The following is a 24,677-nucleotide window of genomic DNA, read 5'->3' as shown; positions in this document are numbered from 1 at the left end:
GGTGTGCGATTGTCTCCGCCGGCGCAATTATTCCATGGGCATTACCAGCGGATCGGGATACTGATATTCAAATCCCAGTTCATGGCAAATACGATTGCCATCAATAATTTTGCCTTTGCGCTCCCCCTGCGCATCACTGAATACCGGCGGCGCCAGGCCAAGCTGGCGCGCCATCAGCGGATAAAAGGTACTACGCGGCGGATGCGAAGGCGCACATATATTATAGATGTGCCCCCCTTTCGGAGCCTGTAAAAGCAGTTCTATTGCACCGATAACATCCTCAAGGTGCACAAGATTAACCCCGTGCTGGCCATCCGGCGCGGATTTACCGGCAAAGAAGCGTCCCGGATGACGCCCCGGCCCCACCAGCCCGGCGAGGCGTAAAATATCCACCTGCGTGCCAGGCAGATTGTGCAGCCAGTCTTCCAGCTCTTTCAGTACCCGTCCGCTGGCGGTCACCGGACGGCGTTCGGTGTTTTCTTTCGCCGTACCGTCGATATCGCCATAGACGGAGGTGGAGCTGGTGAAAATGATGCGCGGGATATGGTGCGCCAGGGCGCTGTCGACAATCTCCTGCACCGCCTGCAAGTAAAACGTCTCGCCCGGGCCGCTGCGCCGCGCCGGTAAGGTAATGACCAGCGCGTCCACATTCATCAGTTCATCCAGCTCGTCGGTATCGCAGATAAGCTCGGGTTCGAGACGCAGCTCGACACCATCAATGCCGCACATGCGTGCCGCTTCAACCCCATCTCGGGTGGTCTTACTCCCTGTCACCTGCCAGCCTTTCGCGGCTAATGACATCGCCAGTGGCATTCCTAACCATCCTAACCCGACAATCGCGACCTTTTTCATTACATTCTCCGCTTAACGATGCCTGTTATAAGGCTACGCCAGCCTGGTGGAACGCACAATTCATACCATCAATATGAAATGAATTAATGATCAAAAAAAGCCCTTGCTTTATGGCGTACAACTGGTTTAGGTTAAAAGACATCAAATGCATAAGCATTCAACGAGAATTTATATGACACGCGTTCCTTTTAAAAACCACCATCATCACCATCATCCTGACTAGTCTTTCAGGCGATGTGTGCTGGAAGACGTTTGGATCTTCCAGTGGTGCATGAACGCATGAAAAAGCCCCCGGAAGATCTTCTTCCGGGGGCTTTTTTTTGGACCGCATTCAGACAGGTTAAAACAGGTTAACGAGGAACACAGAATGTTAGATAACTCACGTTTACGCATAGCTATTCAAAAATCAGGCCGTTTAAGCGACGATTCACGCGAACTGCTGGCCCGCTGCGGGATTAAAATCAACCTGCACACCCAGCGCCTGATCGCCCTGGCTGAAAATATGCCGATCGACATTCTGCGCGTACGTGATGACGATATCCCGGGCCTGGTGATGGATGGCGTCGTTGATCTCGGCATCATCGGCGAAAACGTACTGGAAGAAGAGTTATTAACCCGCCGCGCGCAGGGCGAAGATCCGCGTTACTTTACCCTACGTCGTCTGGACTTTGGCGGCTGCCGCCTGTCGCTGGCCACGCCGGTCGATGAAGCCTGGGACGGCCCGGCCGCGCTGAACGGCAAACGTATCGCCACCTCTTACCCTCACCTGCTGAAGCGTTACCTCGATCAAAAAGGCGTGCAGTTTAAATCCTGTCTGCTGAACGGCTCCGTTGAAGTGGCGCCGCGTGCGGGCCTGGCCGATGCCATCTGTGACCTCGTCTCCACCGGCGCCACGCTGGAAGCGAACGGCCTGCGCGAAGTGGAGGTGATCTACCGCTCCAAAGCGTGCCTTATCCAGCGCGACGGCGAGATGGCCGACGCCAAACAGCAGCTCATCGACAAACTGCTGACCCGCATTCAGGGCGTGATTCAGGCGCGTGAATCCAAATACATCATGATGCATGCGCCAACCGAGCGTCTGGAGGAAGTGATTGCCCTGCTGCCGGGCGCTGAGCGTCCAACCATTCTGCCGCTGGCGGGCGATCAGCAGCGCGTGGCGATGCACATGGTGAGCAGCGAAACCCTGTTCTGGGAAACCATGGAAAAACTTAAGGCGCTGGGCGCAAGCTCCATTCTGGTGCTGCCAATTGAGAAGATGATGGAGTAACGACCATGAGCTTTAACACAATCATCGACTGGAATACCTGTAGCGACGCGCAACAGCACGAGCTGCTGATGCGCCCGGCAATTTCCGCTTCGGAGAGCATCACCCGCACCGTGGCGGAGATCCTCGATAACGTCAAAGCCCGCGGAGACGACGCGCTGCGCGAGTACAGCGCGAAGTTTGACAAGACGGAAGTCGGCGCTTTACAAGTTACCGTGCAGGAAATCATTGATGCCAGCAATCGTCTGGGTGATGACATCAAACAGGCGATGGCCATCGCGGTGAAAAATATTGATACCTTCCACACCGCGCAGAAATTGCAGGCGGTGGATGTGGAAACCTTGCCCGGCGTGCGCTGCCAGCAGGTGACGCGCCCGGTGGCGTCCGTTGGCCTCTATATTCCCGGCGGCTCTGCCCCGCTGTTTTCGACCGTCCTGATGCTGGCCACCCCGGCACGTATTGCCGGTTGTCAGAAGGTTGTGCTCTGCTCTCCGCCACCGATCGCCGACGAGATCCTGTACGCGGCGAAGCTGTGCGGCGTGCAGGCGATCTATAAAGTGGGCGGTGCGCAGGCGATTTCCGCCCTGGCGTTCGGGACGGGATCCATTCCTAAGGTCGACAAAATCTTTGGTCCGGGCAATGCGTACGTAACCGAAGCGAAGCGTCAGGTCAGCCAGCGTCTGGACGGCGCGGCGATTGATATGCCTGCCGGTCCGTCTGAAGTGCTGGTGATTGCCGACAGCGGCGCTACACCGGATTTCGTGGCCTCTGACCTGCTCTCGCAGGCCGAGCACGGCCCTGACTCGCAGGTGATTTTACTGACGCCAGATGCCGACATGGCAAAACGCGTGGGCGACGCCGTTGAGCGTCAGCTGGCTGACCTGCCGCGTGCGGAAACGGCGCGTCAGGCGTTATCCGCCAGCCGCCTGATTGTGGCCCGCGATCTTGACCAGTGCATCGCCATCTCCAACCAGTACGGTCCTGAGCACCTGATTATTCAGACCCGTAACGCGCGCGATCTGGTCGACAGCATAACCAGCGCAGGCTCAGTGTTCCTCGGGGACTGGTCACCGGAATCCGCCGGGGATTACGCCTCCGGCACCAACCACGTGCTGCCCACGTATGGCTATACCTCAACCTGCTCCAGCCTGGGGCTGGCGGATTTCCAGAAGCGCATGACCGTGCAGGAACTCTCCCGCGAGGGATTTGCCTCGCTGGCGTCGACCATTGAAATCCTGGCCGCCGCCGAGCGCCTGACTGCCCACAAAAATGCCGTGACGCTGCGCGTTGCCGCCCTGAAGGAGCAAGCATGAACATCGAAGAATTAGCCCGCGAAAATGTCCGTCGCCTGACGCCCTATCAGTCTGCGCGTCGTCTTGGCGGCAACGGCGACGTCTGGCTGAATGCCAACGAATATCCCACGGCGGTGGCCTTTGAGCTCTCGCAGCAGACGCTGAACCGCTACCCGGAGTGTCAGCCGAAAGCGGTGATCGAGAACTATGCGCAGTATGCAGGCGTAAAGCCTGAGCAGGTGCTGGTCAGCCGTGGGGCGGATGAAGGGATTGAGCTGCTGATCCGCGCCTTCTGCGAGCCGGGTAAAGACGCGGTGATGTACTGCCAGCCCACCTATGGGATGTACAGCGTCAGCGCCGAAACCTTTGGCGTGGCCTGCCGCAACGTGCAGGCGCTGGACAACTGGCAGCTGGATTTGCAGGGCATCGCCGATAACCTCGACGGCGTGAAGGTGGTGTTTGTCTGTAGCCCGAACAACCCGACCGGGCAGATTATCAATCCGCAGGATATCCGTTCCCTGCTGGAAATGACGCGCGGCAAAGCGCTGGTCGTGGCCGACGAAGCCTACATTGAGTTCTGCCCACAGGCGACACTGGCAGGCTGGCTTGAAGAGTATCCGCATCTCGTTGTGCTGCGTACCCTTTCCAAAGCCTTCGCCCTCGCCGGCCTTCGCTGTGGATTTACGCTGGCGAATAAAGCGATTATCGACCTGCTGCTGAAAGTCATCGCCCCGTATCCGCTCTCAACGCCGGTTGCCGATATTGCGGCACAGGCGCTGGCCCCGCAGGGCATCAGCGCGATGCGCGAGCGTGTGGCGCAGATCCTGGAAGAGCGTCAGTATCTTGTCGATGCCCTGAAAACGATTCCGTGCGTGGAAGAGGTGTTCGACTCGGAAACCAACTACATCCTGGTGCGCTTCACCGCCTCAAGCGCGATATTTAAATCGTTGTGGGATCAGGGCATTATCTTACGAGACCAGAATAAACAACCTACCCTGAGCGGCTGCCTGCGTATTACCGTCGGCACCCGTGCAGAGAGCCAGCGCGTGATTGACGCCCTGAAAGCGGAGAAAGTATGAGTCAGAAGTATCTCTTTATCGATCGTGACGGCACCATCATCTCGGAGCCACCCAGCGATTTTCAGGTCGATCGTTTCGACAAGCTGGCCTTTGAACCCGATGTGATCCCGGTGCTGCTGAAGCTTCAGAAAGCAGGCTATAAGCTGGTGATGATCACCAACCAGGATGGTCTGGGCACCGACAGCTTCCCGCAGGTGGACTTTGACGGCCCGCACAACCTGATGATGCAGGTGCTGACCTCGCAGGGCATCGCCTTCGACGAGGTGCTGATCTGCCCGCATATGCCTGCCGACGAGTGCGACTGCCGCAAGCCAAAATTGAAGCTTGTTGAACGTTATCTGGCTGAAGAGGCGCTGGATAAAGCCAACAGCTATGTGATTGGCGATCGCGTCACGGATATCACGCTGGCGGAAAACATGGGCATTGCGGGTCTGCGCTATAACCGCGACACGCTAAACTGGGCGATGATTGGCGAGCAGCTCACCAGACGCGACCGCTATTCCCACGTTGAACGCAACACCAAAGAGACGCAGATCGACGTGAAGGTCTGGCTCGACCGCGAAGGCGGCAGCAAGATCCACACCGGCGTCGGTTTCTTTGACCACATGCTGGATCAAATCGCCACTCACGGCGGCTTCCGTATGGAGATCACGGTTAAGGGCGACCTGTATATCGACGATCACCACACCGTGGAAGATACCGGCCTGGCGCTGGGCGAAGCCCTGAAGCTGGCGCTCGGCGACAAGCGCGGCATCAACCGCTTCGGCTTTGTTCTGCCGATGGACGAGTGCCTGGCGCGCTGCGCGATGGATATCTCCGGACGTCCGCACCTGGAATATAAAGCTGACTTCACCTACCAGCGCGTGGGCGATCTCAGCACCGAGATGGTGGAACACTTCTTCCGCTCGCTTTCTTACACTATGGGCCTGACGCTGCACCTGAAAACCAAAGGCAAAAACGATCACCACCGCGTCGAGAGCCTGTTCAAAGCCTTTGGCCGTACCCTGCGCCAGGCGATCCGCGTGGAAGGTGACGCCCTGCCCTCGTCGAAAGGAGTGCTGTAATGAACGTGGTGATTCTGGACACCGGATGCGCCAATCTGAACTCCGTACAGTCGGCGATTATGCGCCACGGCTACGAGCCGGTGGTGAGCCGCGACCCGGACGTGGTGCTGCGTGCGGATAAACTCTTTCTGCCGGGCGTAGGCACCGCCCAGGCGGCGATGGATCAGATCCACGAGCGCGAGCTGGTTGATCTCATCAAAGCCTGTACTCAACCGGTGCTGGGCATTTGCCTCGGGATGCAGCTGCTTGGCCGCCGCAGCGAAGAGAGCAACGGTGTCGATCTGCTGGGCATTATAGAAGAAGACGTGCCGAAAATGACCGACCACGGCCTGCCACTGCCGCACATGGGCTGGAACCGCGTTTATCCGAAGGCGGGCAACAGGCTGTTCCAGGGTATCGAAGACGGCGCGTACTTCTATTTCGTCCACAGCTACGCCATGCCCGTGAATACCTACACCATCGCCCAGTGCAATTACGGCGAGGCGTTCACCGCCGCCGTGCAGAAAGATAACTTTTACGGCGTGCAGTTTCACCCGGAACGCTCCGGTGCCGCCGGTGCGCAACTGCTGAAAAATTTCCTGGAGATGTGATGATAATTCCCGCTTTAGATTTAATTGACGGCACGGTTGTTCGTCTCCACCAGGGCGATTACGGGCAGCAGCGCGACTACGGCAACGACCCGCTGCCGCGATTACAGGCTTACGCCGCCGAGGGCGCTGAGGTGTTGCATCTGGTCGATCTGACCGGCGCGAAAGATCCGGCGAAGCGCCAGATCCCGCTGCTTAAAACACTGGTGGCTGGCGTGGACGTCCCGGTGCAGGTGGGCGGCGGCGTGCGTACGGAAGCCGATGTTGCCGCCTTACTGGACGCGGGCGTGGCGCGCGTGGTGGTCGGTTCGACCGCTGTGAAAGATCCTGAGAGTGTCAAGGGCTGGTTCCGCCGCTTCGGTGCGGATGCGCTGGTGCTGGCGCTGGATGTGCGCATTGACGAACAGGGTAACAAGCAGGTCGCGGTCAGCGGCTGGCAGGAAAACTCCGGCGTGACGCTCGAAGAGCTGGTCGGGATGTATCTCCCCGTAGGGCTGAAGCACGTCCTGTGCACGGATATTTCACGCGATGGTACGCTCGCAGGCTCTAACGTCTCGCTGTATGAAGAGGTTTGCGCGCGTTATCCGCAGGTGGCGTTTCAGTCCTCTGGCGGTATCGGCGACCTGGCGGATATCGCCGCTCTGCGCGGAACCGGTGTACGCGGCGTGATCGTGGGTCGCGCGCTGCTGGAAGGCAAATTTACGGTGAAGGAGGCGATTCAATGCTGGCAAAACGGATAATTCCCTGCCTGGACGTGCGTGATGGTCAGGTTGTAAAAGGCGTGCAGTTCCGCAACCATGAGATCATTGGTGACATCGTTCCGCTGGCAAAACGCTATGCCGAAGAAGGCGCAGACGAACTGGTATTTTACGATATCACCGCCTCCAGCGATGGCCGCGTGGTGGACAAAAGCTGGGTGGCGCGCGTGGCAGAGGTGATTGATATACCCTTCTGCGTGGCGGGCGGGATTAAATCTGCTGACGATGCGGCGAAAATTCTCTCTTTCGGTGCGGACAAAATTTCGATTAACTCCCCTGCGCTTGCAGATCCGGAGCTGATTACGCGTCTGGCGGACCGCTTTGGCGTGCAGTGCATTGTCGTGGGGATCGACACCTGGTTTGATACCGCGACGGGCAAATATCACGTTAACCAGTACACCGGCGATGAAAGCCGCACGCGCGTCACCCAATGGGAGACGCTGGACTGGGTGCAGGAAGTTCAAAAACGCGGTGCAGGTGAAATCGTGCTGAACATGATGAACCAGGACGGCGTTCGTAACGGTTACGACCTCGAGCAGCTGAAAAAAGTGCGCGCGGTCTGCCAGGTTCCGCTGATTGCCTCCGGCGGCGCAGGCACCATGGAACACTTCCTTGAAGCCTTCCGCGATGCGAACGTGGACGGCGCGCTGGCCGCCTCCGTGTTCCATAAACATATTATCAATATTGGTGAGTTAAAAACGTACCTGGCCGACCAGGGCGTGGAGATCAGGGTATGTTAACAGAGCAACAACAGGCGCAGCTGGACTGGGAAAAAACTGACGGATTACTGCCGGTGGTTGTACAGCATGCCGTTTCAGGCGAAGTGCTGATGCTGGGATACATGAACCAGGAGGCACTGACAAAAACGCTCGACAGCGGCAAGGTAACGTTTTTCTCGCGCACCAAACAGCGCCTGTGGACGAAAGGGGAAACCTCGGGTCACTTCCTGAATGTGGTCAGCATTACGCCAGACTGCGACAACGACACCCTGCTGGTGCTGGTCAACCCGATTGGGCCTACCTGCCACAAAGGCACCAGCAGCTGCTTCGGCGAGGCGAGCCACCAGTGGCTGTTCCTCTATCAGCTGGAACAGCTGCTGGCAGAGCGTAAATCAGCGGATCCCGAGAGCTCGTACACGGCGAAACTGTACGCCAGCGGCACCAAGCGTATTGCGCAGAAGGTGGGTGAGGAAGGCGTTGAAACGGCGCTGGCGGCCACCGTGCATGACCGTGAGGAGCTGACGAACGAAGCGTCGGATTTGATGTATCACCTGCTGGTGCTGCTTCAGGATCAGGAGCTGGATTTAACGACGGTGATTGAGAATTTGCGGAAACGGCATAAATAAAAAAGACCGGGGAAACCCGGTCTTTTTTTGTGTGTAAATCAGGCTCGTGGCTTGTAGTTTCTCAGCGCGTTACGGCCAAGGACGACAGCAGAACCGATGATCCCGCCGAGGAGAACGGCAAGGATGAGGGTGATGGCCTTTTTCGGGCTGTCACGACGGATAGGTAGATTAGGTTTCATAACGTAACGATAGACATGAATAGTGTCTGGGTTAACGTTGAGGTTCTGAATATCCAGTAAATTCTGTTTGGTCTGATAATAGAGACTAGTAAAAACCAGCGGACGAGACGCTTCGTTTTCAATCATCGATTTCAGGGCTTCACTACCCAGCAGGAACATGGTTTCTTGGGTCACATCCTGTGTTTGCTGAATCTGCGGAGCTTTGATTTTCGCAGCTTCTGCGTTTTTTAATGCCTCAGTAATCTGCTTAATACGCAGATCTTTTTGCTCCTGTGCAACTTTCTCCTGGTTTTGAAGGGAGTCGTTTAAGGTAGTTATCTGCTGTTTAAGGTTATCACTAAGGTCAAGCGTCAGCTCTTTTGCCGTCTGCTCATCAACCTGTTGAATGTACTGTGCCAACTGCTTTTGCGCGGCTTCAGCCGATTCACCTTGATAGCTTACGGTTAATGGTAACGTCTGCCCTTTAACAGTAGGTTCGATAGTGAGTTTTTCAGGTTCTTCCTGGTTTTCCAGGGCTTGGGCTAGTGCAGAAAAGGATGAGTTGAAACGACCAATGGCACGATTTTGAATGTCGGTCATTGACGGGCCAGCACCGCGATAAAGGATGTCCAATGCATTAGAATAAGTTGCAATTTGTGCTGCATCAGGTTGGGCAATGATAGCAGATGATGTCCATTTTTCTTGAACAACGGTAATGTATACAGCAGCAAGAACGATAAATATAGCGACGAACGTCCCTATTACCCACTTACCACTCCACAATTGCAGCAATAAATCGAGAAAATCAATTTGTTCCGAGTCATTGCTGCGAGTGACCAGGTTATTGTTGTTTTGCGTCATACAATCCCTAACAAATGAAAAAGGGCAAAATCATCATGTTTACATAGTGTATCTATTGCTGGCGATATTTCTATAAGAATCCGATGAGTTATATCGGAAAGATGGGTTATGTAACTCTCTCACAACGCGCTATCATAGCCGTATTTTGCTGCCTAAGGGCATAACAAGTACAAGTGTTAATGAGGGATATTATGAAATTTTTGGTTACGGGCGCGGCGGGCTTTATCGGTTCTCATGTCAGCAAGCGCCTGCTTGATGCAGGGCATAAGGTTGTTGGAATTGATAACCTGAATGATTACTATGACCCTAACCTCAAGCTCGCTCGCCTCGAGCTGCTCAAATCCGAGAGTTTCACCTTCCACAAGCTGGACTTAGCGGACCGCGAGGGCATGGCTGCGCTCTTCGCCAATGAAAAATTTGACCGCGTAATCCATCTTGCCGCACAGGCGGGCGTGCGTTACTCGCTGGAAAACCCGCATGCCTACGCAGATGCTAACCTGGTAGGTCACCTGAACGTGCTGGAAGGCAGTCGCCACAACAAGGTTCAGCATCTTCTGTATGCGTCATCAAGTTCTGTTTACGGCCTTAACCGTAAGATGCCGTTTTCTACTGACGACTCCGTAGACCATCCGGTATCCCTGTATGCCGCAACCAAGAAAGCCAATGAACTAATGTCGCATACCTATTCGCATCTGTACAATCTGCCGACCACTGGCCTGCGTTTCTTTACCGTCTATGGCCCGTGGGGACGCCCAGACATGGCGCTGTTTAAATTCACCAAAGCCATGATTGAAGGCAACAGCATCGACGTATACAACTACGGCAAGATGAAGCGCGACTTCACCTATATCGATGATATTGCGGAGGCGATTATCCGCCTACAGGACGTTATTCCTCAGGCCGATGCCGACTGGACGGTTGAAGCCGGTTCGCCAGCAACCAGTTCTGCCCCGTATCGCGTGTATAACATCGGTAACAGTTCACCTGTCGAACTGATGGATTACATCACCGCGCTTGAAGAGGCGCTGGGCAAGGAAGCGGTGAAAAATATGATGCCGATCCAGCCGGGGGACGTGCTGGAGACCAGTGCGGACACCAAAGCGCTGTATGACGTTATTGGGTTTAAACCACAAACCTCAGTCAAAGAAGGCGTGAAAAACTTCGTCGACTGGTACCGCAACTTCTATAACGTTTAAAAACAAAAAACCCGGCAAAGTGCCGGGTTTTTTTATATCACGATTTTGATCAGTCGCTGCCGAACAAATCGCGGGTATAGACTTTATCTTTCACGTCCGCCAGCTCTTCCGCCATACGGTTGGAGATAATTACATCCGCTTCTTTCTTAAACGCATCCAGATCGCGGATCACACGCGAATGGAAGAACTCATCTTCCTGCATCGCCGGTTCATAAATAATGACCTGCACGCCCTTCGCCTTAATACGCTTCATGATCCCCTGAATGGAAGAAGCGCGGAAGTTATCGGAACCGCTCTTCATGATCAGACGATAAACACCCACCACTTTCGGCTGACGCGCGAGAATGGAATCCGAGATGAAGTCTTTACGCGTGCGGTTGGCATCCACAATGGCAGAAATCAGGTTGTTCGGCACCGCCTGATAGTTAGCCAGCAGCTGCTTGGTATCTTTTGGCAGGCAGTAACCACCGTAACCGAAGGACGGGTTGTTGTAATGGTTACCGATACGCGGGTCAAGACACACGCCCTCGATGATCTGACGGGTGTTCAGACCTAAGCTCTCGGCATAGCTGTCCAGCTCGTTGAAGTAGGCCACGCGCATAGCCAGATAGGTGTTAGCGAAAAGCTTTATCGCCTCTGCCTCAGTGGAATCGGTGAACAGCACCGGAATATCTTTTTTGATTGCGCCTTCCTGAAGTAATGCAGCAAAACGCTCCGCACGCTCGGAACGCTCGCCAATCACGATACGGGATGGGTGCAGGTTATCGTATAACGCCCTGCCCTCGCGAAGAAACTCCGGTGAGAAGAAGACATTATCAATACCCAACTCTTCTTTAATCGATTTGGTGAAACCCACTGGAATTGTCGACTTGATGATCATCACTGCGTTCGGGTTGATTGCCGTAACGTCTTTGATCACCGCTTCAACGGTTGAGGTATTGAAGTAGTTGGTTTTAGGATCATAGTCGGTTGGCGTGGCGATGATGACGAAATCCGCATCGCGGTAAGCATCTTCTTTGTCCGTGGTAGCGCGGAAGTTCAGCGGTTTGGTCGCGAGGTATTCTTCAATTTCTTTATCGACGATCGGGGACTTCTTCTGGTTAAGCATGTCCACTTTTGCCTGCACGATATCCAGCGCAACCACTTCATGGTTTTGTGCAATCAGAATACCGTTTGAGAGACCAACATAGCCTGTTCCGGAGATGGTTATTTTCATTCGTTTAACTTCTTCAAGTTTGAGTTTCTGGAGGCGTAAGCACACCACCGCAATAAACAACTGTTGAGGTTTTTACCTCTTAAGTTGAGGGACTGTCAAGGCGAATGCCTTGCTTCAGAAAGGGATAAACGTAGTGATTTATGCGGCAATGAAAGTGGTTGGCTGGAGAAAGTAAGTCAACATGGGACTGAAAGCGATAAAAAAAGCCCGGTGAGTCTCACCGGGCCATGCTATCAGACTGAGTTAAATCAGATTAATCCAGCCATTCGGTGTGGAACACACCTTCTTTATCCGTACGCTTATAGGTATGCGCACCGAAGTAATCACGCTGTGCCTGAATCAGGTTCGCTGGCAGAACGGCAGCACGATAGCTGTCATAGTACGCCACCGCAGCGGAGAAGGTTGGAACCGGGATACCATTCTGCACGGCGTACGCAACAACATCACGCAGCGCCTGCTGATAGTCGTCTGCAATCTGCTTGAAGTAAGGCGCCAGCAGAAGGTTGGCGATACCCGCATTTTCAGCATAGGCATCGGTGATTTTTTGCAGGAACTGAGCGCGAATGATACAGCCGGCACGAAAGATCTTCGCAATCTCGCCGTAGTTCAGATCCCAGTTGTTCTCGTCAGATGCCGCGCGCAGCTGAGAGAAGCCCTGCGCGTAAGAGACGATTTTACCCAGGTACAGTGCACGACGGACTTTCTCAACGAACTCAGCTTTGTCGCCGGCTGGTTTAGCCTGTGGACCAGACAGCACTTTAGATGCCGCGACGCGTTGCTCTTTCAGAGAAGAGATATAACGTGCAAATACAGATTCGGTGATCAGGGACAACGGCTCACCTAGATCCAGAGAGCTCTGGCTGGTCCATTTACCGGTACCTTTGTTCGCGGCTTCATCCAGAATCACATCGACCAGATATTTACCCTCTTCATCTTTCTTGGTGAAGATATCTTTGGTGATGTCGATCAGGTAGCTGTTCAGCTCGCCTTTGTTCCACTCGGTGAAGGTCTCTGCGAGCTCCTCGTTAGAGAGGTTCAGGCCGCCTTTTAGCAGAGAGTAGGCTTCAGCAATCAGCTGCATGTCGCCATATTCAATACCGTTGTGAACCATTTTCACGTAATGACCAGCGCCATCAGGACCGATATAGGTCACGCATGGCTCACCGTCTTCAGCTACGGCTGCGATTTTAGTCAGGATAGGCGCGACCAGTTCGTACGCTTCTTTCTGACCGCCAGGCATGATGGATGGACCTTTCAGAGCGCCCTCTTCACCGCCGGATACGCCGGTACCAATGAAGTTGAAGCCTTCAGCAGACAGTTCACGGTTACGACGAATGGTGTCGTGGAAGAAGGTATTACCGCCATCAATGATGATGTCGCCTTTATCCAGATACGGTTTCAGTGAATCGATAGCTGCATCGGTACCTGCGCCCGCTTTCACCATTAACAGGATACGACGAGGTGTTTCCAGAGACTCAACGAACTCTTTAACCGTATAGAAAGGAACCAGTTTTTTGCCTGGATTCTCAGCGATGACTTCTTCGGTCTTATCACGGGAGCGGTTGAAAACGGAGACGGTATAACCACGGCTTTCGATGTTGAGCGCCAGGTTGCGCCCCATCACTGCCATACCGACAACGCCGATCTGTTGCTTGGACATTACATACTCCTGTCAGGTGTGGTCGCCGCGACTGTTGCGCGGCTTGAAATGTATTATAAATATTAACCCAGGTAGCTAACCCATGGATAGCACAAAAAAAGTGAAATTGCGTAGTGTTAGCTATCATGACCTTTAATGCGAAATCATTTTTAATAAGTTGCGCAAAAATCCTCAATTTCATTCTTTAATGCTGCGCATCGAATGCTTCTCAGATTATCTAATTCCTGAGAATTGAAAAGGATCGCACTTGGTGAATATTCATCCCATGACGGCCTCTTTGGATCAGTGAATGTCTTCACTGTCACTATTAGTATAGTTAACGAGACAGCCCCCAAAATGGTCCCAAACTGTGCGACCCCCATTCTATTTCTTCGGCTTGTAAGAGCATGACTAAATATATAAGATAAAGGTAGAATTGAAAAATAGTTAAATCGTGAAAATGCAGGCATAAAGTAGAATGCTATGTGAAAACATGCAGACATAAATGCCAACGCCCACAGTTTATCTAACTGATTGTATCTTTCCCTTCGCATTAAATAGTAAAAAATAATAAGAATATCAGCACATACACCAAAACCTATCTCTGCCTTAAAGGTATCCAACTCACGAACATATATAGCAACTTTTCTATAAAGCTCTAAACCAATTACTGGAATGTTAGATACAAATCCTAAATTAAAAATTATCACACCGCCGAGAAAAACAAAGAAAACCACAACAACTAGGCCAGCAATAATAATTCTTTTTTTCTTTAAGTTGATTAACATCCTAAACAACAGAACAAACAGTGCGGAATAATGGAACAGAGCAGCAAATAATATAAACTTATAGAATTTTTTTGTATTACCCTGTAGGAGATGATTGAAGGCAAAGAAAGAAATACAAATCGCCACAAACTGCCGTATTTGGTCTAAAACTAAAGCCATGCCACCTAAAAAGACAACGCAAGTAATAAATGCAGGTCCATTTATGACAATACAGCTATTTTTTGCCAATTTATAGAGCAACAAGAAAGAAAAGAAATAAAAAATAAATATTACAAGCTGAAATACACCAATAAAATTTGCAGCGATATATAAATAAGTATTGAAAAGCAAATCATATCGAATATCAAAAGCGCCCTTGAAATAATCAAAGACATAATAATAATTTAACCAATCCACACCATTAAAGTAATAAATAGTAAAAAATACAGTGAACATTGCAGTTAGAGCAAAAGACATTACTTTTGAATAACTTTGATTAATCGCGCATACAGCCACACAGAATAAACTAAATATAATTAAAAAAATCCAGGGCATATTTCCGACTCCATGCTGTTTTGGCAAGCCCATATACCTAAAAAATAAATAACTGATGAATTACTTAATGTAGGTTATAGCATATCTATTCGTATGATAGTGATTCTAGACGTCGTCTCTCATTCAGAGCATTTATTCTTATTTAATAGCTTGTATTAGCAAAAGTTATTGCATAAATATATATGGTTGAAAAATATAATATTAGTAGCAAAATCTTTGAGAATAATAAATACAATGAATACAACACAAAGGCATCGAAATTTATTCTTCTTATATTAATAAAAAATCAATTCCTTAATAAAATTAACAACATAAAATCTTGACGACAGATACAAATCAAGCTGTAGGTATTTTTGATTTATATAAAATCATTCTATGTACATTAATTCTATTTAAGGTCACCCAATTTTCTCAAAAGGACGATGTAAAATTTCTAATAGAAACACTCATCTTCTTAAATATGCTTCGATAAGTTATTTATAACATCTAAATACTTTTTAATAACAATGTTTTCATCAAATTCTTTCTGGACTTTCTCTCTACTTTTCGCGCTCATTTTTTCTTTTTCAATAGGCGATAATAAAATGAATTTTTCAAGATTATACATGAGGCTAGTCATAGATCTTGGTTCACACAGGAAACCATTTACGCCATCATCAACAACCTCTTTACATCCTACATTGTCTGTAGTAATTATTGGCCTACCAATCGCGGCTGCTTCTAAAAGCGACTTAGGTACACCTTCTCTGTAATATGAAGGAAGTACTATGCAATCAGAAAGTTTTAATTCATTTTCAACATGATCCGTAAACCCCAAATAATTGATTATTTCTTGGTTTTGCCATGCTTCAATTTCATCACTTTTTATAGCGGAAGCACTACATGTATCTAATGGTCCCAACAAACAAAATTCTAAATTAGTATAACGTTTTTTTAATTCTTTGGCTGCTTCAGCATATAGACGGACACCTTTTTCTGCAATTAATCGTGCTACTAATAAAAATCTAATTTTATTAGAAGTACTCATAGCAGAATATTCAAAGCGCGATAGATCAACACCTGACCCAGGCAACCGATCACAATTTTCGGAGCGCACGATTCCTAAATCGATAAAAAGCTGTTTATCATCATTATTTTGAAAGAAGATATAGTCCGCTTTTTTTTGACTTGTTTTATACAGAAATGAAACAAGCCGAGAAAAAAGGTTATTTTCAATAAAGACTACGCCAAGACCAGCTATGTTATTAATAATTTTAATATTAAGAAAGCTCGCAGCATAACTTGCATATATGTTATTTTTTGGTGTGAAATTTAATGTTAGTTCTACCTTTTCTTTTTTGAAGATCTTATAGAAATCATAGATTGTTTTTAAATCGAAGAACGGGTTTTTACCCCATCTCTGCATTTCGATTTGAACATATTTACAGCCCAATGATTCTAATTTGTCTTTATAATCAAGATCAGATGATACCGCAATTATTTCATGCCCACTATTTATTAGTGCCAAAATAGTATTTCTGCGGAAATTATAAATATACCAACTGGTGTTTGCAGTGATCGAAATTTTCATTTAATAAACTTATTTTAAAAAAGAATGTTTTTTCATCACGCCATCTTTAAAACCACGCAGCATAAAGGTCATCCTTGATTTGCGTGGTGAAACGTTAGCGAAAATAATGAACTTAATAGGCATCAAAATCAATAATTTAAGTTTATAGGCTAATTCGAATTGAGGCTCTCGAAGTGAAAAAACCCAATTACGATAAACATAATACAATCTAAATGGAGAGCCGATATTAATAGATTTCCCTAACGGAAGATGCATATCTTTAGCGCCAAGATTATGTTTCATAGAAACCTTAGTTGTCATTAACACATGATAACCCAGATATCTTGCTCTATAACACCATTCAATATCGATAGAATCAATGAACCATTCTGCTTTGTTTAAGCCTATGGCAGCAAAGACATTTACATTATATAGTGTACCTGAAGAAATAATAGATTTAACACTATATACAGAATCATTTACTTTAGTACTATTTCGGAAATATTTATCATACCGGGTATTGTTTCTTTCATTGATAACTGATGGTCCAATACACGCAATTTTAATGCCATTTAATGCTTCGACTTTTTTGTACTCGTTATAAAGCTCTGCAATTAAACCGTCTTCTACAGATGAATCCTGATCGAAAGTTACAATATAGTCTGCATTATCCTTAATAGCTTGCACAAAACCAATATTTTGTGCATAAGCGATACCTAAATTTTCTTTTGGTTGAATGAGTATAGTGTCATTTTTTTCTTTAAGATAGGCTTTGAGGTTATCCTGGCAAGTAGCATCATTGCTATTATCGACAATAATTACCTTTTCTACTTGATTATTAATAGCATCAAGGTTTTTGCTAAAGGAATTTAAGTCTGGATTATACGTCACAATTAATGCGAAAATCTTCAAGTTTGACTCCATAAGAAGCATTTTTTTCTGAAAATAAACATGAGCAACGAAGCAAGAGTTTCAGTGATTAATACCGATAGTGCTGCGCCGATAGCTCCAAAGAAATGAACAAACAAAGGCATATGTATTATGTGAAGGATCGAAACCACAAAATATATCATTCTTAAGAGTTTGGTTTTACCTTGTGTCAAATATAAGTTCTGTGCATAGGCTATGCCGAAAGATATAGAAATTATACTAAATGACAAAATATAATAAATAGGTAAACCAGCGAAATACTGCTGCCCTAAAAATATTTTATAAATTAGCTGACTAAATAATAATAAGCCAGTAACAATAAACACCGAAAAGCCAACAAGTATTAACGTTGACTTACGCCACAATAGATAAAACTCCCGACCTTCTTTTCTAGATATTCTTGGGAAAAAAGCTTGCGCAATAGGTGAAAGTACCCCTTGTGCTGCGGCCTTTAATTTTTCCGCACTCGAATAATAACCCGTTTCTGTTGGCCCGCGAACAGAACCTAGATAAATCAGCGTTAATGTACTGTATACATTAGTAAATACATTTGAGATAAAAATATCAAAACCGCTTTTAAACCTTAATACTAATCCTTCCCAGGACGTTTTATAGAAAGAATTATATTTTAATACAAATTGCAAATAAAAAATAGAAAGAATATTGGGTAACGCTACGTTTAATGAATATGCGAGCATCGCAATATATATATCATCTTTATTTCTTACAAATAGAACCACAATTAAGATTGATAGAATTCTTGCTATGGCAGTTGATATAACTATAAAACCTGTCCTCTCCTTCCCAATAAAAAAGTGAGTTTGGTTACATACAGAACTTAAAACTGCCATTAATAATATTAGGTAACAGAATGAATATCCATACTCAGGGAGTAAAAAATAAGTAGAAACAACAAAGATAGTACAAACCAGAAAAATCAAAAAGCGGCACTTTAAAATTTCGCTTAGTATTTTGTTTTCGTCGTATTTGTGTACCGCTCTGGAAATATCCCTTGCGCCTGTTAATGTAAAACCATATTCCACCAGCATTATCAGATATTGTTGAGCAGCCAAAAACATTGATAAAATACCGAATTGTGTTACACCAAGGCTGCGTGTTATTACTGGTAATGTGATAAATGGAAAGAGATAAATACTGCCTCTAACTAAAAAAAGATGAAAAATAGATTTAAGTGGGACGTCTCTGATAAATTTTCTCATGATCTTATTAAAAGGTTAAACCCTACAAAAAATAAATCTGTAGGGTTTATGCTTTGTTCAGAGGGATTTGAAGGATGGCTGTTGCATATCTTTCGAAGAAAGTAAAGGTGCATTTTGAAGAGGCCAGTCAATTTGGAGGTCTGAATCATTCCAAATTAGTCCTCTATCACTTTCAGGATGATAATAATTAGTCGTCTTATAAACAAACTCAGCCGTATCACTCAACACCAAAAATCCGTGTGCAAACCCTTCAGGGATCCAAAGTTGTCGTTTATTTTCAGCAGAAAGATTGACACCAACCCATTTCCCAAACGTTGGCGAAGATTTACGAATATCAACCGCAACATCAAAAACTTCACCAGCAACACAACGTACCAGTTTGCCCTGTGCATACGGTTCCAGTTGGTAATGCAAGCCACGCAGAACGCCTTTGCAAGATTTTGAGTGATTATCCTGCACAAACTCAACTTTACGCCCTACCGCCTCTTCAAATACTTTCTGGCTGAAACTTTCAAAGAAAAAACCACGATCGTCACCAAATACTTTTGGTTCAAAAATCAGCACATCTGGAATATCAGTTTTAATTACATTCATGTCTTAGTAACCTTTAATCATCTTCAGCAGGTATTGGCCATAGGCATTTTTCTTCAATGGTTCAGCCAGCTTCTTCACCTGCTCAGCATCAATAAACCCTTTGCGATACGCAATCTCTTCCGGGCAGGAAACTTTCAGCCCCTGACGCTCTTCAATTGTCGCAATAAAGTTGCTCGCCTCGATCAGGCTCTGATGGGTTCCTGTATCCAGCCACGCATAGCCGCGCCCCATCATTGCAACAGATAGACGACCCTGCTCCAGATAAATACGGTTAATGTCGGTAATTTCCAGCTCACCGCGTGCAGAAGGCTTCAGGTTCTTCGCCATCTCCACTACATCGTTATCATAGAAATAGAGTCCCGTAACGGCATAATTGCTCTTCGGCTCGAGCGGTTTCTCTTCCAGGCTGATTGCCGTACCATCTTTATCGAACTCCACCACACCATAACGTTCAGGGTCATTGACGTGGTAGGCGAATACGGTTGCACCGTCACCTTTGTTTACTGCGGCTTCCAGCTGTTTCGGCAAGTCATGACCATAGAAAATGTTATCGCCCAGCACCAGCGCACAGCTATCGTCACCAATAAACTCTTCGCCAATGATAAAAGCCTGTGCCAGTCCGTCCGGGCTTGGCTGGACTTTATATTGAAGGTTTAACCCCCACTGGCTGCCGTCACCGAGTAACTGCTCAAAGCGCGGAGTATCCTGCGGCGTACTAATGATCAGAATATCTTTAATCCCTGCCAGCATGAGCGTAGACAGTGGGTAGTAAATCATGGGTTTGTCGTAAATTGGCAGCAGTTGCTTGCTTACCGCCATAGTCACAGGGTAGAGACGAGTGCCGGATCCGCCGGCAAGGATAATACCTTTACGTGTAGCCATTATAATTTCTCTATAAACACGAAATGCCCGTAAACGGGCATTTTTCAATTGATTAAATGGATTGCGCCGTGAAAAGCTCAGCAAGCATACGTTTCACACCAACATGCCATGCTGGCAAGACCAGGTTGAAGTTCTGCTGGAACTTCATGGTATTTAAGCGTGAGTTATGCGGGCGACGCGCAGGCGTCGGATATGCCGTAGTTGGTACAGCATTCAGCTTTTCAATCGCCAACTCAACGCCTGCTTTTCGGGCTTCCTCAAACACCAACGCCGCATAGTCATACCAGGTGGTGGTCTCAGAAGCGACCAGATGATAAAGCCCGGCAACTTCTGGTTTCGACATCGCTACACGAATGGCGTGGGCGGTACAATCGGCTAACAGCTCAGCGCCTGTTGGGGCACCCACCTGATCGTTAATGACGGAAAGTTCTTTGCATTCTTTAGCCAGACGCAGCATGGTCTTGGCAAAATTGTTGCCTTTACCTGCATATACCCAGCTTGTACGGAAAATCAGGTGATTAGGGCAGTTATCCTGCAGTGCTTTTTCGCCATCCAGCTTCGTCTGACCATAAACATTCAGCGGTGCCGTCGCATCTGTCTCACTCCAGGGGGTTTCGCCATCACCGGGGAAGACGTAATCCGTGGAGTAGTGAACAACCCAGGCGCCGATTTTTGCAGCTTCTTTGGCGATAGCCTCAACGCTTGTCGCATTCAGTAACTGCGCAAACTCTGGTTCCGACTCTGCTTTATCCACTGCGGTGTGTGCGGCTGCATTGACGATCACGTCAGGTTTAATATTACGAACCGTCTCAGCAATCCCTTCCGGGTTGCTGAAATCACCGCAGTAATCTTTAGAATGCACATCAAGCGCAATCAGATTGCCAAGTGGAGCCAGCGCGCGCTGAAGCTCCCAGCCCACTTGCCCTGTTTTGCCGAACAGAAGAATATTCATTATTGACGTTCCCCGTAGTTCTGTTCGATCCAGGTTTTATAAGCACCGCTTTTTACGTTATTAACCCACTCCTGGTTGCTCAGATACCATTCCACGGTCTTACGAATTCCGCTTTCGAACGTCTCTTCAGGCTTCCAGCCCAGTTCCACCCCAATTTTATGCGCATCAATCGCATAGCGGCGGTCATGTCCTGGGCGATCGGCAACATACGTAATTTGGTCGCGGTACGAGCCTTCTTTCGGGACGATCTCATCCAGCAGATCGCAAATAGTGTGCACAACGTCCAGGTTTTGCTTTTCGTTATGACCACCGATGTTGTAAGTCTCACCCGGTTTGCCCTGAGTCACAACGGTGTAAAGCGCACGCGCATGATCTTCTACATAAAGCCAGTCACGGATCTGGTCGCCTTTGCCGTAAATCGGCAACGCTTTACCGTCAAGGGCGTTCAAGATCACAAGTGGGATCAGCTTCTCAGGGAAATGATACGGTCCGTAGTTATTCGAACAGTTAGTCACGATGGTCGGGAAGCCGTAAGTGCGCAGCCAGGCACGAACAAGATGGTCGCTGGATGCTTTGGAGGCAGAGTACGGGCTGCTTGGCGCGTAGGCTGTGGTTTCAGTGAACAGCGGCAGGTCTGCGGATGCCGGGTGTTCATCCGGGTGTGGCAGATCGCCGTATACTTCATCGGTGGAGATATGATGGAAGCGAAATGCTTTTTTCGCTGCGTCATCGAGGGTTGACCAGTAAGCACGTGCAGCTTCCAGAAGCACATACGTCCCAACAATATTGGTTTCAATGAATGCCGCCGGGCCGGTAATGGAACGGTCTACGTGGCTTTCTGCCGCCAGATGCATTACCGCATCCGGTTTATGCTCAGCAAAAATACGGTCCATAGCCGCTTTATCACAAATATCTGCATGCTCGAACACATAACGTTCGCTGGCGCTGACATCGTTAAGGGATTCCAGGTTACCGGCATACGTCAGTTTATCCACGTTAACGACTTCATCTTGAGTATTAGTAATAATATGTCGTACAACCGCTGAGCCGATAAAGCCGGCCCCACCCGTCACAAGAATTTTCACGTTATCTATTCCGTCTTTTGGATATATCGAGATATTGGCGTTCTGAACCCTCTTATTAATGTAGGGCTCAGAAATTTTGCACGCTACCGCCCCTGGCTTGACAGCTACCAGTGCACTGAGCGAATGTTGAATTTAAGATTGACTGTCTGATTTCAGACAAAAACTGGCGTTAATTGTCGTCTTAAATGGATTCGGAAACAAGCACAAATCGTTACAAATCAGCCCAGATTTGAAGCAGATAACTCTCTGTTATTTTAGGAATTAATAATAAAAAGCGGCAGTCATCATTTTTGTTATGTAACAACATAACTAAAATGATGACTGCCGCGCATGAAGACTTTCAGGCTGCGGAAGAAGTATCAGTCGTTAGCCAGCAACTTCTCAATCCTGCTTCTGAACTTCGCCCCTTCCTTCAGGTTACGCAGGCCATAGTTCACAAACGCCTGCATATACCCCATTTTCTTACCGCAGTCATAGCTATCGCCGGTCATCAGCATGGCATCAACGGACTGCTTCTTCGCCAGCTCAGCAATCGCATCGGTCAGCTGGATACGATCCCAGGCGCCCGGCTTAGTTTTTTCCAGTTCGGCCCAGATATCCGCATTCAGCACATAACGGCCGACTGCCATCAGGTCAGAGTCCAGGGTCTGCGGCTGATCGGGTTTTTCGATAAACTCAACAATCCGGCTCACCTGCCCTTCCGTCTCCAGCGGCTCTTTAGTCTGAATAACCGAGTACTCAGAGAGATCGCCCTTCATACGTTTCGCCAGCACCTGGCTGCGGCCCGTCTCGTTGAAGCGAGCAACCATTGCCGCCAGGTTGTAACGCAGCGGATCGGCGGAAGCGGTATCAATAATGATGTCCGGCAGAACCACGATGAACGGGTTATCACCCACCACCGGGCGCGCGCAGAGGATTGAGTGGCCCAGACCCAGCGGCTGCGCCTGACGCACGTTCATGATGGTCACGCCAGGAGGACAGATAGACTGAACTTCTGCCAGAAGCTGGCGCTTAACGCGCTGCTCAAGCAGCGCTTCGAGTTCATAAGAAGTGTCGAAGTGGTTCTCAACGGCATTCTTCGAAGAGTGCGTCACCAGAACGATTTCTTTGATCCCCGCAGCAACAATCTCGTCGACGATGTACTGAATCATCGGCTTGTCAACGATCGGCAGCATCTCTTTAGGAATGGCCTTTGTGGCGGGCAACATATGCATGCCCAAACCCGCTACCGGTATGACTGCTTTCAAATTAATCATTATTTCTTCCACCTTAAAATGGTTGACGAATTATAGCTTTTAAACCTGTTTTCGCCAGCATGTTTTGCCGTAAATATGAAGTAATCCTAGGTCACCCCACCACAAATTACAGTAGTTGTAATCTGAATAGATCGCGATTTCGTTCCAGGAATTGTCGCAAAATAGTCTGGATGATTACCTGTGCGGCAGCGCAAAATTCAACCGTTCCGTATTCACCACATGTTGATCGACCCGATCAATATCCACCGAGCTCTGCCCCTTTTCATTAACCGCTTTTATGTTCGCGAGCGACAACAGCGTCTCGTTTTTAGCCATAAACTTCCCGCGCACGTCTTTGCGCAAATCGAAGTTCATCTTCAAAGCCGGCCCCGTCGTTGACTCCTGCATCACCTTGATATTGCGCAAGAAAAGGTGCTGTGGCTTGTTGTGCAGCTCAAGCGTTGCTCGCTGCATGTTGACGTTGGTGATAGCAACAAACGACGTAGCATTGCCGGAGGAAATCTGTATCCCGCGCAGCTTATAGGCAAGCTGTCGGTTATCCAGGCGAATATCGTTAAGTTTGAAGTTTTGCGGTATCGACAGATAATCGCCCTTGATCACGCCATACCCGATTAACATTCCGGCGCTGTTCACCATATCGATATTATCGATAACGAAATTATCACAACCATAAATAGCTACCGTTGCGTTATCAATTCCGGCCTTTTTACTGAAGTCGGGAGTAATATTGCTGGCCTTGATATTACGGATCACAAAGTGTTTACCGTTTTCAACATGCACCAGCTGCCGACAGTTGCTGCCGGTGATATTCGCCACCACGAAGTTTTTAATGGTCTGCTGTTCCGGATAGTCATTGTCGTACGTGCTGCCAGCCAGCCCAATGCCTATGCCCCAGTTGATCTTGCCGTTTGTGCAGTTGATGTTATCGATCACGTGGTCAGAGATCAGGATGTTACGGTCGTTAATCGCCACGTTCCACTCAATCGCGTCACCCTGCAAATGACTGAATTTGCTGTTGGTAATGCGCGCACCATCCACCTGATTATGGAAACCCTGGCGCAGAATGGCGTAGTTGGCCTGGCTCACGGCAATGCGATCGATAAGCAGGTTACGCATCACTCTCGGCTTTTTACCGCCAATGTAGATCTGGGTGACGGGGCCGAAGCCGCTCATTGCCAGCCCTTTAATGACACAGTCGGAGCCACGCACGTCCAGCGTAATGTTATGCGTGCGCCCCTCTCCTTCCCCAATGACCTTGCAGCCTTCCTGGAGCACAAACCGCCCACGGCCGTTGCCCTTCAGCGCACCGCGGATCAGCAGGGTTTTGCCATCAGGAATGAAAATGCCGGTATTGATGTTTTCACAGGTTAACCCGGCGGGAACAACAACGGTATCGCCCTCGGTAAATGCCTGCTTTAAGGCGGCGATCCAGTCGTTATTGTTGTAGCGATCGACAGAAACCGTCTTCCCGGTCGCCGCCCGCGCAGCGCGGGGCGACAGCAGCGGCATGGCAGCCAGGACGGATAAAGAAGAGACAAATCGGCGTCGGGTAATCTTTTTCAGCATACAACCTCAG

The 24,677-nt window shown here is 48.7% G+C and carries 24 protein-coding genes and 1 other annotated feature; of the genes, 10 read left to right on the top strand and 14 right to left on the bottom strand.

From position 1 onward, the window contains the following. Positions 1-27: 27 nt before the first annotated feature. A complete protein-coding gene (locus ACOTXL_RS05445) occupies positions 28-852 on the bottom strand; it encodes an SDR family oxidoreductase (protein WP_023314447.1) in 825 nt (274 codons plus the stop codon). 172 nt (positions 853-1,024) lie between these two features. Here ACOTXL_RS05445 and hisL point away from each other — a divergent pair, with 172 nt between their 5' ends. The 9 genes from hisL to hisIE all read left to right on the top strand — a co-directional run bounded on the left by hisL (position 1,025) and on the right by hisIE (position 8,241). Continuing rightward, a complete protein-coding gene (hisL, locus tag ACOTXL_RS05440; protein WP_099516347.1) occupies positions 1,025-1,075 on the top strand; it encodes a his operon leader peptide in 51 nt (16 codons plus the stop codon). Then, positions 1,051-1,174 (top strand) — a sequence feature (His leader region). (Overlaps the previous gene by 25 nt.) 45 nt (positions 1,175-1,219) lie before the next feature. Continuing rightward, positions 1,220-2,119, top strand: a complete 900-nt coding sequence (gene hisG, locus ACOTXL_RS05435) for an ATP phosphoribosyltransferase (RefSeq protein ID WP_003859492.1) — start codon at positions 1,220-1,222, stop codon at positions 2,117-2,119. A 5-nt stretch (positions 2,120-2,124) separates the two neighbouring features. Then, entirely contained in the window at positions 2,125-3,429 is a 1,305-nt protein-coding gene (gene hisD, locus ACOTXL_RS05430; RefSeq protein WP_045350286.1) for a histidinol dehydrogenase, read from the top strand. After that, entirely contained in the window at positions 3,426-4,487 is a 1,062-nt protein-coding gene (hisC, locus tag ACOTXL_RS05425; protein ID WP_045337604.1) for a histidinol-phosphate transaminase, read from the top strand. Before hisD ends, hisC begins: the two co-directional genes overlap by 4 nt. Then, a complete protein-coding gene (gene hisB, locus ACOTXL_RS05420) occupies positions 4,484-5,551 on the top strand; it encodes a bifunctional histidinol-phosphatase/imidazoleglycerol-phosphate dehydratase HisB (RefSeq protein ID WP_045346724.1) in 1,068 nt (355 codons plus the stop codon). The genes hisC and hisB overlap by 4 nt, the downstream gene beginning before the upstream one ends. Beyond that, a complete protein-coding gene (gene hisH / locus ACOTXL_RS05415; protein WP_003859485.1) occupies positions 5,551-6,141 on the top strand; it encodes an imidazole glycerol phosphate synthase subunit HisH in 591 nt (196 codons plus the stop codon). Before hisB ends, hisH begins: the two co-directional genes overlap by 1 nt. Further along, positions 6,141-6,878 (top strand): 1-(5-phosphoribosyl)-5-[(5-phosphoribosylamino)methylideneamino]imidazole-4-carboxamide isomerase, encoded by a 738-nt coding sequence (gene hisA, locus ACOTXL_RS05410; RefSeq protein WP_023306557.1) that lies wholly within the window; start codon positions 6,141-6,143, stop codon positions 6,876-6,878. The genes hisH and hisA overlap by 1 nt, the downstream gene beginning before the upstream one ends. After that, on the top strand, positions 6,860-7,636 hold the full coding sequence (gene hisF / locus ACOTXL_RS05405) for an imidazole glycerol phosphate synthase subunit HisF (RefSeq protein ID WP_045350285.1): 777 nt from the start codon (positions 6,860-6,862) through the stop codon (positions 7,634-7,636). Before hisA ends, hisF begins: the two co-directional genes overlap by 19 nt. Beyond that, positions 7,630-8,241: a bifunctional phosphoribosyl-AMP cyclohydrolase/phosphoribosyl-ATP diphosphatase HisIE gene (gene hisIE, locus ACOTXL_RS05400; RefSeq protein ID WP_003859480.1), complete on the top strand. Its 612-nt coding sequence runs from the start codon at positions 7,630-7,632 to the stop codon at positions 8,239-8,241. Before hisF ends, hisIE begins: the two co-directional genes overlap by 7 nt. A 38-nt stretch (positions 8,242-8,279) precedes the next feature. Here hisIE and wzzB read toward each other — a convergent pair whose 3' ends face one another. Then, positions 8,280-9,260: an LPS O-antigen chain length determinant protein WzzB gene (wzzB, locus tag ACOTXL_RS05395; protein ID WP_045350284.1), complete on the bottom strand. Its 981-nt coding sequence runs from the start codon at positions 9,258-9,260 to the stop codon at positions 8,280-8,282. 191 nt (positions 9,261-9,451) lie between these two features. Between wzzB and ACOTXL_RS05390 the strand changes: the two genes are divergently transcribed. Beyond that, positions 9,452-10,456 (top strand): NAD-dependent epimerase, encoded by a 1,005-nt coding sequence (locus ACOTXL_RS05390; RefSeq protein WP_045350283.1) that lies wholly within the window; start codon positions 9,452-9,454, stop codon positions 10,454-10,456. 49 nt (positions 10,457-10,505) lie between these two features. Here ACOTXL_RS05390 and ugd read toward each other — a convergent pair whose 3' ends face one another. The 12 genes from ugd to wcaM form a co-directional block, all read right to left on the bottom strand. Next, positions 10,506-11,672, bottom strand: coding sequence for a UDP-glucose 6-dehydrogenase (ugd, locus tag ACOTXL_RS05385; RefSeq protein WP_003859477.1), 1,167 nt, complete (start codon positions 11,670-11,672; stop codon positions 10,506-10,508). 253 nt (positions 11,673-11,925) lie between these two features. Then, positions 11,926-13,332 (bottom strand): NADP-dependent phosphogluconate dehydrogenase, encoded by a 1,407-nt coding sequence (gene gndA / locus ACOTXL_RS05380; RefSeq protein WP_045350282.1) that lies wholly within the window; start codon positions 13,330-13,332, stop codon positions 11,926-11,928. Positions 13,333-13,481: 149 nt separating this feature from the next. Next, entirely contained in the window at positions 13,482-14,633 is a 1,152-nt protein-coding gene (locus ACOTXL_RS05375; protein WP_045350281.1) for an EpsG family protein, read from the bottom strand. 454 nt (positions 14,634-15,087) lie between these two features. Continuing rightward, positions 15,088-16,203, bottom strand: a complete 1,116-nt coding sequence (locus tag ACOTXL_RS05370; RefSeq protein ID WP_045350280.1) for a glycosyltransferase family 4 protein — start codon at positions 16,201-16,203, stop codon at positions 15,088-15,090. A 9-nt stretch (positions 16,204-16,212) separates the two neighbouring features. Continuing rightward, on the bottom strand, positions 16,213-17,094 hold the full coding sequence (locus ACOTXL_RS05365) for a glycosyltransferase family 2 protein (protein WP_157845140.1): 882 nt from the start codon (positions 17,092-17,094) through the stop codon (positions 16,213-16,215). Next, positions 17,091-18,332 (bottom strand): oligosaccharide flippase family protein, encoded by a 1,242-nt coding sequence (locus ACOTXL_RS05360; protein ID WP_072034769.1) that lies wholly within the window; start codon positions 18,330-18,332, stop codon positions 17,091-17,093. Before ACOTXL_RS05360 ends, ACOTXL_RS05365 begins: the two co-directional genes overlap by 4 nt. Before the next feature lie 57 nt (positions 18,333-18,389). After that, the gene (gene rfbC / locus ACOTXL_RS05355) at positions 18,390-18,926 is read right to left on the bottom strand and encodes a dTDP-4-dehydrorhamnose 3,5-epimerase (protein WP_045350274.1); all 537 of its coding nucleotides are present in this window, start codon (positions 18,924-18,926) and stop codon (positions 18,390-18,392) included. Positions 18,927-18,929: 3 nt separating this feature from the next. Continuing rightward, entirely contained in the window at positions 18,930-19,808 is an 879-nt protein-coding gene (rfbA, locus tag ACOTXL_RS05350; RefSeq protein ID WP_045341336.1) for a glucose-1-phosphate thymidylyltransferase RfbA, read from the bottom strand. A 52-nt stretch (positions 19,809-19,860) separates the two neighbouring features. After that, on the bottom strand, positions 19,861-20,760 hold the full coding sequence (gene rfbD / locus ACOTXL_RS05345; protein WP_045350272.1) for a dTDP-4-dehydrorhamnose reductase: 900 nt from the start codon (positions 20,758-20,760) through the stop codon (positions 19,861-19,863). Continuing rightward, positions 20,760-21,845: a dTDP-glucose 4,6-dehydratase gene (rfbB, locus tag ACOTXL_RS05340; RefSeq protein WP_032659367.1), complete on the bottom strand. Its 1,086-nt coding sequence runs from the start codon at positions 21,843-21,845 to the stop codon at positions 20,760-20,762. The genes rfbD and rfbB overlap by 1 nt, the downstream gene beginning before the upstream one ends. 359 nt (positions 21,846-22,204) lie before the next feature. After that, complete coding sequence (gene galF / locus ACOTXL_RS05335) at positions 22,205-23,101, bottom strand: GalU regulator GalF (RefSeq protein WP_045350271.1); 897 nt, start codon at positions 23,099-23,101, stop codon at positions 22,205-22,207. Between the two features lie 174 nt (positions 23,102-23,275). Beyond that, positions 23,276-24,667 carry a colanic acid biosynthesis protein WcaM gene (gene wcaM, locus ACOTXL_RS05330; protein ID WP_045350269.1) on the bottom strand — a complete coding sequence of 464 codons (1,392 nt, stop codon included), beginning with the start codon at positions 24,665-24,667 and terminating at the stop codon, positions 23,276-23,278. Between the last annotated feature and the right edge of the window lie 10 nt (positions 24,668-24,677).

The organism is Enterobacter cloacae complex sp. IR5402 (assembly GCF_049238125.1).
Classification (GTDB): Bacteria; Pseudomonadota; Gammaproteobacteria; order Enterobacterales; family Enterobacteriaceae; genus Enterobacter; species Enterobacter hormaechei_C.
This window is presented reverse-complemented; position numbering and strand designations above follow the sequence as displayed.